The sequence below is a fragment of the Caballeronia telluris genome (assembly GCF_001544495.1).
Taxonomy (GTDB): Bacteria; Pseudomonadota; Gammaproteobacteria; order Burkholderiales; family Burkholderiaceae; genus Caballeronia; species Caballeronia telluris.
The window spans coordinates 1-6,479 of the sequence record NZ_FCNZ02000079.1 but is presented as its reverse complement, the minus strand read 5'-3'; the positions used below and the strand labels follow the sequence as shown (position 1 = coordinate 6,479).

At 55.4% G+C, this 6,479-nt stretch carries 6 protein-coding genes; 1 reads left to right on the top strand and 5 read right to left on the bottom strand.

The genetic code is table 11. The annotated features are described in order from the left end of the window. Nucleotides 1–386 precede the first annotated feature (386 nt). From AWB66_RS34770 to AWB66_RS31840, 5 genes are all read right to left on the bottom strand, one after another. A complete protein-coding gene (locus tag AWB66_RS34770; RefSeq protein WP_235021350.1) occupies nucleotides 387–599 on the bottom strand; it encodes an ectoine synthase in 213 nt (70 codons plus the stop codon). A 131-nt stretch (nucleotides 600–730) separates the two neighbouring features. Then, nucleotides 731–1,975 carry a citrate synthase gene (locus AWB66_RS31855; protein WP_087633970.1) on the bottom strand — a complete coding sequence of 415 codons (1,245 nt, stop codon included), beginning with the start codon at nucleotides 1,973–1,975 and terminating at the stop codon, nucleotides 731–733. 94 nt (nucleotides 1,976–2,069) lie between these two features. Next, nucleotides 2,070–2,462 (bottom strand): VOC family protein, encoded by a 393-nt coding sequence (locus AWB66_RS31850; protein WP_087633971.1) that lies wholly within the window; start codon nucleotides 2,460–2,462, stop codon nucleotides 2,070–2,072. A gap of 29 nt (nucleotides 2,463–2,491) precedes the next feature. After that, a complete protein-coding gene (locus tag AWB66_RS31845) occupies nucleotides 2,492–3,811 on the bottom strand; it encodes an MFS transporter (RefSeq protein WP_087633969.1) in 1,320 nt (439 codons plus the stop codon). A gap of 58 nt (nucleotides 3,812–3,869) precedes the next feature. Then, nucleotides 3,870–4,628 (bottom strand): SDR family oxidoreductase, encoded by a 759-nt coding sequence (locus tag AWB66_RS31840; protein WP_087633968.1) that lies wholly within the window; start codon nucleotides 4,626–4,628, stop codon nucleotides 3,870–3,872. Nucleotides 4,629–4,915: 287 nt separating this feature from the next. Here AWB66_RS31840 and AWB66_RS31835 point away from each other — a divergent pair, with 287 nt between their 5' ends. After that, nucleotides 4,916–5,878 carry a 2-hydroxyacid dehydrogenase gene (locus tag AWB66_RS31835; RefSeq protein WP_087633967.1) on the top strand — a complete coding sequence of 321 codons (963 nt, stop codon included), beginning with the start codon at nucleotides 4,916–4,918 and terminating at the stop codon, nucleotides 5,876–5,878. Nucleotides 5,879–6,479 lie beyond the last annotated feature (601 nt).

Genomic DNA, 6,479 nt, shown 5'->3' with positions numbered 1-6,479 from the left:
CGCGGACGAGTCGCTCTATGCCTCCAAACGTGCGGGCCGCAATCGAGTAACCGTAGCACACATCAATCTTGCGCATGCAGGCGCCCCCGACTTGACAAGCAAGACGCCTGTCCGGCGATAGCCGACGCGGATAGGCGTTTCTGACGGTCGTGGTGGTGGTCCTTTCCGCCGCCAGAAGTATAAAGGTGATTCTCTCCTTTAATCGCTGAGTTGCTCCGGTGCTTCTAGGGCGAACTGGATTCTCTTGGTCATCCGCGGCCTGCGCGCGCTTTGGCAAGTTACCCACGTGCTCGCCGAGAGTGCTCGGTCAGAATTTTCTCCGAGAGCTTTCGCCTCAGGAACCACTTGGTCTCGCAGCCACGCCTCGATTGCGCAGCACTTCCGTGTCAGATGCATAGTTTCTGCGGGCGATCTTCTCTCGCACAAACTCTTCTACTTCGTTCGGCAACGTAATACTTATCCATTGTAAGGTTCCATCCCGGCTCGAGCGGATAGGTTTTGCTGCTCGCCAGATTGACGGCTTCGCCCTCGCCCGCAAAGATGTAGTTCGCCTCGATGTGGTGCTTGTATTCGAGTTCGAGTTCCGAGCCTTCTGGCACAGTGGTATCGTGCAACGAAAACCCGACATTGTCGCTTGCTGTCCCAGCCCTTGCCTGATGCTGCCGGGTGCCGATAGTAGTGAATCGCCCTTAAAATTCGCGCCGGTTTTAAGTTTCCCTGATACGGGGTATTAGCGACCGATCGGTCTGAAAACCCGATTCTTGTCGAGCGTGGCAGCATCAGGCGTCCTATGCCCTTGTTCTTTGATGGGCGCCAATTTGCTTTCCTCCAGAGCGGGTCCGGTGTAGCGCCCGCGTGGCCTTATGACTTTGCCAACTCGAAGTTGTTCGATGCAATGCGTGAGCAGCCCAACGCTACGGGCAGTTGCAAAGAGTGCGAACGAGGCGTCCCCCGGAAGCGCAAGTTGTGCCGCCAAAGCAGCAAGCGCAACGTCGACATTCGGCATCAATCCAGTGAGCTCGACCACCCTCTCGATGAATGATGCAATTTCTTTCGGCGGGGTAAGACGATCTAGTAATGCCCGCGCTCGAGCGTCTCCATCCGGATAGAGATGGTGTCCAAAACCAGGAATGGGGATGGCGGTCTGCAAGTGATGACTGACAACGTGTTCAGGACCCAATCGTTCGACGTTGTCAAACACGGCCCGCACTCGACCTGATGCGTCCCCATGCAGGGGACCTGAAAACGTGGCCAGACCGGTCAACAGACAGCCTGGTAAGGATGCACCTGTCGATGCGGTGATTCTTGCCGCGAAGGTTGAACTCGTCAGTTCGTGGTCGGCCACGAGCACCAATGCCCTTCGAATAAGATCGGCCCCCTCGCTCCCTTGCCCCCAGCCCTGCGCCAGACGTTCGTGGATGAACTTCTCCTTCGCGTCACCTTGTGCCCCAAACGCCTGCGCCACGAGAGCCACGAGTCTTCCGATCTCCGCGTGTAGCGCGCTGTCCGTTCGCCCGTGCGTGGAATGCCCGTTGGCCGCCAGGGCAGCGAGGCTCGTGAATGCACATTGCCTGCCACGCTCGTCTCCCTGGAGCGAGATACCAATAGTCTCGAAGAAAACCGGCGTCTGGGTGTTCCAGAGGATGCCAGCGACATCTTCAAGCGTTGCGGTCTCCGAAAGAAGGATGCTGTCGCGTCCACGATAAAAGGCGCGGCCTTTCGAGAAAGTTGTGATGCCGCTATAAACGCAAGGTTCTGAGCCGAATATCGTGCCGGCGGCCAACGCTTCACGTTTGCGGCCCACCTGTTTCTTCCGGCAAAGCACGGCAACATCCTCGGCACGATAAAGGCTCTTGCGTGGATCGTGAGGATCGGGAATCACGGCGATGCTGCCTCGGCTGACATAGGCATAAACGGTTTGTGCTTGTACGCCGAGCTGTCGCGCCGCTTCGATGAGGGTGATCCAGGTTCGCATGAGATTGAGGCGCCACGTCCAATGGGACTAAATGGCATGACGCTCACACGCCGCGTGGGAGCACCATGATTTGAGCCTCAATTCTGTCGCTTTTTCAGCTAAATGTCATCTCGCTCGGCCTGCGTTCGAGAATTTCGACCAGGATGTTGCCAGGCGATCGGACGAAACAGCAACGCACGCCCGGACGGACTTGTTTGATGGGTTCGACGATGTCCGCCTCACACTTCACGAGGTGGTCGAACGCCGCGTCGAGATCATCAACGGTCACGCCGAAATGACCGATGCCCTGCATTCGCGCGTCCGTCGGAAGTTGGACCGTGTGCGCGTCCGCCAGTGGCGTAATGAACAGATTGATGCTGCCGATGCGTAGATCGACCCGACCAGGACGGCGGATGATCTCAGCGCTTAGACAACGAGCGAACCAGGCCGCTGTGGCTTCAGCATCGCTAGAACACAGCTGCAGATGGTCCCACTTGAATTCGATCATGCGGTCTTGATTCATGGTGGTGTGTTTGATCAGAGTTCGATTCGGGTGAGCTTGCCAAGCAGAAGCGAATACGACAGCGTGCCGATGAGGCAGAACACGCCCATCAAATTCAAGGCCCAATAAAAGTGTCCCGTGTGATGCGTGATATAGCCGATCATGAGCGGCGTCGTGACGCCTGCGATATTTGCCGCCAGACTGGTGATGCTGCTAGTCAGACCGACGTATTGTCGAGGTGCGATTTCCGACACGGCCGCCCATGACATCGAGCCCACCCCTTGCGCAAAAAATGCGATTGTCAGGATAGCAATAACGAGTTCGTTAGACTCGACGAAGTTGACGAAGATGATTGTCGAACCAAGCAAAGTACCGATGACCAGGGGTGCTTTGCGAGCCGTCGAGATCGACACGCCGCGTCGGATAAAGAAATCGGACAGCGATCCGGCCAAAAGGATGCCGCACGTCGCCCCAAGAAAAGGAAGGGCCTGAAAAATTCCGACCTTTATCATCGACATATGACGCGCTTCGATCAGATAGGTCATGAACCACGTCGTAAAGAACACGAGCAGCGTGTTGTTGCAGAATTTCCCAATACAGATTGCGAGAATCTGGCGATAACCGAGGAGCTTGAGCGCCAGACGCCAATTGAATTTCTCGCGTGGTTTCTGGTTAGCTGCCGAGCGTCCTTCATTAATGTATTGGAGCTCGCGTTCGTTGACTTTCCGGTGCTTGGACGGGTCTCGATAAACACGAAACCACAATACGCTGAAGAGAATGCCAAAACCACCCGTCACGAAAAAGACCGACCGCCAACCATAAAGCGTCGAGATCCACAGCAACAGGCCGGTAAAAATTGGCGTTCCGATGTATTGCCCCATCACATAGACGCTGGTGGCAAAGCCGCGCTCTTGCGAGGGAAACCATAATGTCACCGAGCGCGCATTGGACGGAAAAGCGGGTGCTTCAAGTGCACCCATTGCGAGCCGCGAACCGAGCAGCATGTGATAGCTGCTCACAAGGCCCTGCGTGAAGGTCGCGATCGACCAGCCGACGAGCGATATCGCATAGGCGACACGCGAGCCCACCACGTCCGTCAATATTCCGCCCGGCACCAAAGCGATCGAATAGGCTAGCCCGAATGCGGCAAAAAGTTCGCCCATCTGCATTTTGTCGAGGGTCAGATCCTTCGACAGACTCGGCGCGACGATACCTAATGCTGATCGATCGACATAGTTGAGGATCGTCGCGACCAGCAGCAGAGACAGCACTACATATCTGACCTTCGACGGTCTTGCCGCCGCCGCGTAAGACGCGTCGTCCGGTACAGTGAATTGTTCCTCTACGACTTTCATCGGTGTCTCCTGATCAAAGTCCTGCGTGTTGTTGTTTTTGTGCGGCAGGAAAGACGATTTATCCACGGCCCACGAAAGGCATCGTGGTCGCCATGATGGTCATGTTCAGAACGTTGGCCTCCAGAGGCAGGCTCGCCATATGAACAATTGCATTCGCGACATGCGTAACGTCCATCCGCGCTTCCGGCGCCGTGGTCCCGTCTGCTTGCAGAACGCCGCGTGTCATCCGGTCCGTCAGCGACGTGGCGGCATTGCCGATATCGATCTGGCTGCAAGCGATATTGAACGGGCGTCCATCCAGAGCGAGCGATTTGGTGATGCCGCTCACGGCGTGTTTTGTCGCCGAGTAGGCGATCGTCTGTGGGCGCGGCGAATGCGCGGAAATCGAGCCGTTATTGATGATCCTTCCGCCCTGCGGGTTCTGGTTTTTCATGAGACGCCACGCAGCGCGAGCGCACAGAAACACACCCGTTAGGTTGGTCGCGACGACATCGTTCCAGAAGTCGAGGCTGTACTCTTCCAGCGGCACGGCGCCAGCGTTGCGCCCCGCATTGTTGAAAAGAACGTCGAGACGGCCGAATTCCTGCGCGATCCGCGAAAACGCACGATCGACCCAGGCTTCGTCGGCAACGTCAGCGGGAAACACTTCCGCTTTGCCGCCAGCCACCGCGATCGCCTCCTTCGTTTCGAGCAACGGCTCTTCCCGGCGTCCGATGAGCGCCACTGTGAAGCCGGCGGCGGCCAGTGAGATGGCGGCAGCGCGTCCGATTCCAGATCCAGCGCCCGTGACTGCTGCGAATTTCTTTGGTGCAGACATCAAAAATCCCCTTCGTTATTGATTGCCGTGAATGAAGAATTCACCGGCTTACGACGCGGGGCAATCTTGATTCGGTCAATCAACATCAGAGGGCCCTACAGCCGGGCATCGGATCAGGGTTTTACCTGATCCTGAGATCTTCACGGAAGGGCGTGCGTTGTCGACCAGGCGAAGTGGTGTGACTGCGCAAGATATCGATAAGGTTCTATTGATTCATCCAATCAACATTGACCAGCGGCGATCCCATTTCGTAGTCTTTGGGGAATCTTTCAATCAAGGAAAACACCATGCCGGAAAATAACCGTACCAAGCTTTTGATTGCCCGACGGGTTCCGCAAGCTGTAGCGGCCCGCGCAATCGACGAATTTCAAGCCTACGTGACCGAATCCGACATGGATTCCTGGTCCGTTGTCGACTTCTGCAAAACGCATAATGTTCAGGCCGTTCTGGTCGGCAAGAAGTCTGGATTACAAAAGGAACATATTGCAGCGCTGCCCCCGACAGTCAAAATCATTGCAAATGCCAGCGCAGGTGTCGATCACATGGATGTGGCGTACGCGCGCAAACAAGGCATTGCGGTGACGAACGCGCCTGATGCATTGACTGAATGCACCGCGGATTTTACGATGCTTTTGATATTGGCCGCCGGCCGTCGTGCGGCAGAGTATGGGAAAATCATGCGAAGCGGTTGGGGAAAGTCGTTCGGTATGACAGAGATGTTAGGTAAGCGTGCGAATGGGAAGACGCTTGGCATCGTCGGGTTCGGGCGTATCGGACGCGCGGTAGCCAGGCGCGCGCAAGGCTTCGGCATGCGAGTCATTTATACGGACATCGTCCGTGCCGCCCCGTCATTGGAGAACGGCGCGACGTTCTATCCTAGCGTACGCGAAATGCTGCCGCATTCTGAGGTGCTTACGCTTCACGTTCCTGGTGGTGGAGAACCTTTGATGACGAAAGAGGAATTTGATTCCTTGCCAAAGGGCGCCGTATTTGTGAACGCCGCACGTGGTGCGCTCGTTGATGAAGATGCCCTGTACAACGCGTTGACATCCGGACATCTCTTTAGCGCTGGTCTTGACGTCTACCGGAACGAACCGAATGTCGACCCGCGATTCGCTAGTCTGGAGAACGTGTTTTTGACACCTCACATGGCTAGCGCCACGGTCGAGACGCGCGACCAAATGGGTTTCACCGCACTAGATAACGTCGCGGCCGTGCTTAATGGTAAAAGCGCCCTAAATCCGGCGTAATTGATTTTTTGGATTGTTACGATCTCTTGGCCGCAAGGTATAGCTAACTATCTTGTAAACAAGAAGCAAAATCGGCTTTCATAATATACCGAGAACTGCTGAAGGAGGAAGGGGCCGGACTTGATATCGCCGTGCATGAACCTGCTTCAAATAGGCGTGGTCTTTACCGTCGTGTGTCAATAGACCGCTGTCTGAACAGATGAGCGTGCCGGATCGAAGGCGAGCTTGGCTCAGTTAGCGCTGAAGCGGTGACGCAGCCATAGGTTAAAGACTTTTATAGAACGCACGTGCTGTGAAAATGCGACCGAATGGAAACCTATTTGGTTAACAAGAGTGAACAGTACTATTAAATAGCAAAAATCGCCGTCGTAAACGCGAATGTGGGCATTGGCTCAAAGCCGTCTGAGACATCAAAAACACGCGCGTATAAATGAGTGTTCACAGAGTTGGACTGATGGAGACCGTACGATCTCCGAAAGAATCTGAGAGAAATGACGATCGGACGTTCGTGTTTGAGGTTTATGACAGGGCGGTTTCAAATCGAAGCGCAACAAGGGGTTTAATGTTTAGCGCCTTGAGGTTGACTCGCTGAGGCAAGTGT

Bases quoted from the DNA above. Each gene is read 5' to 3' on its own strand.
- AWB66_RS31855 (WP_087633970.1), bottom strand. From the start codon at position 1,975: ATGCGAACCTGGATCACCCTCATCGAAGCGGCGCGACAGCTCGGCGTA.
- AWB66_RS31850 (WP_087633971.1), bottom strand. From the start codon at position 2,462: ATGATCGAATTCAAGTGGGACCATCTGCAGCTGTGTTCTAGCGATGCT.
- AWB66_RS31845 (WP_087633969.1), bottom strand. From the start codon at position 3,811: ATGAAAGTCGTAGAGGAACAATTCACTGTACCGGACGACGCGTCTTAC.
- AWB66_RS31840 (WP_087633968.1), bottom strand. From the start codon at position 4,628: ATGTCTGCACCAAAGAAATTCGCAGCAGTCACGGGCGCTGGATCTGGA.
- AWB66_RS31835 (WP_087633967.1), top strand. From the start codon at position 4,916: ATGCCGGAAAATAACCGTACCAAGCTTTTGATTGCCCGACGGGTTCCG.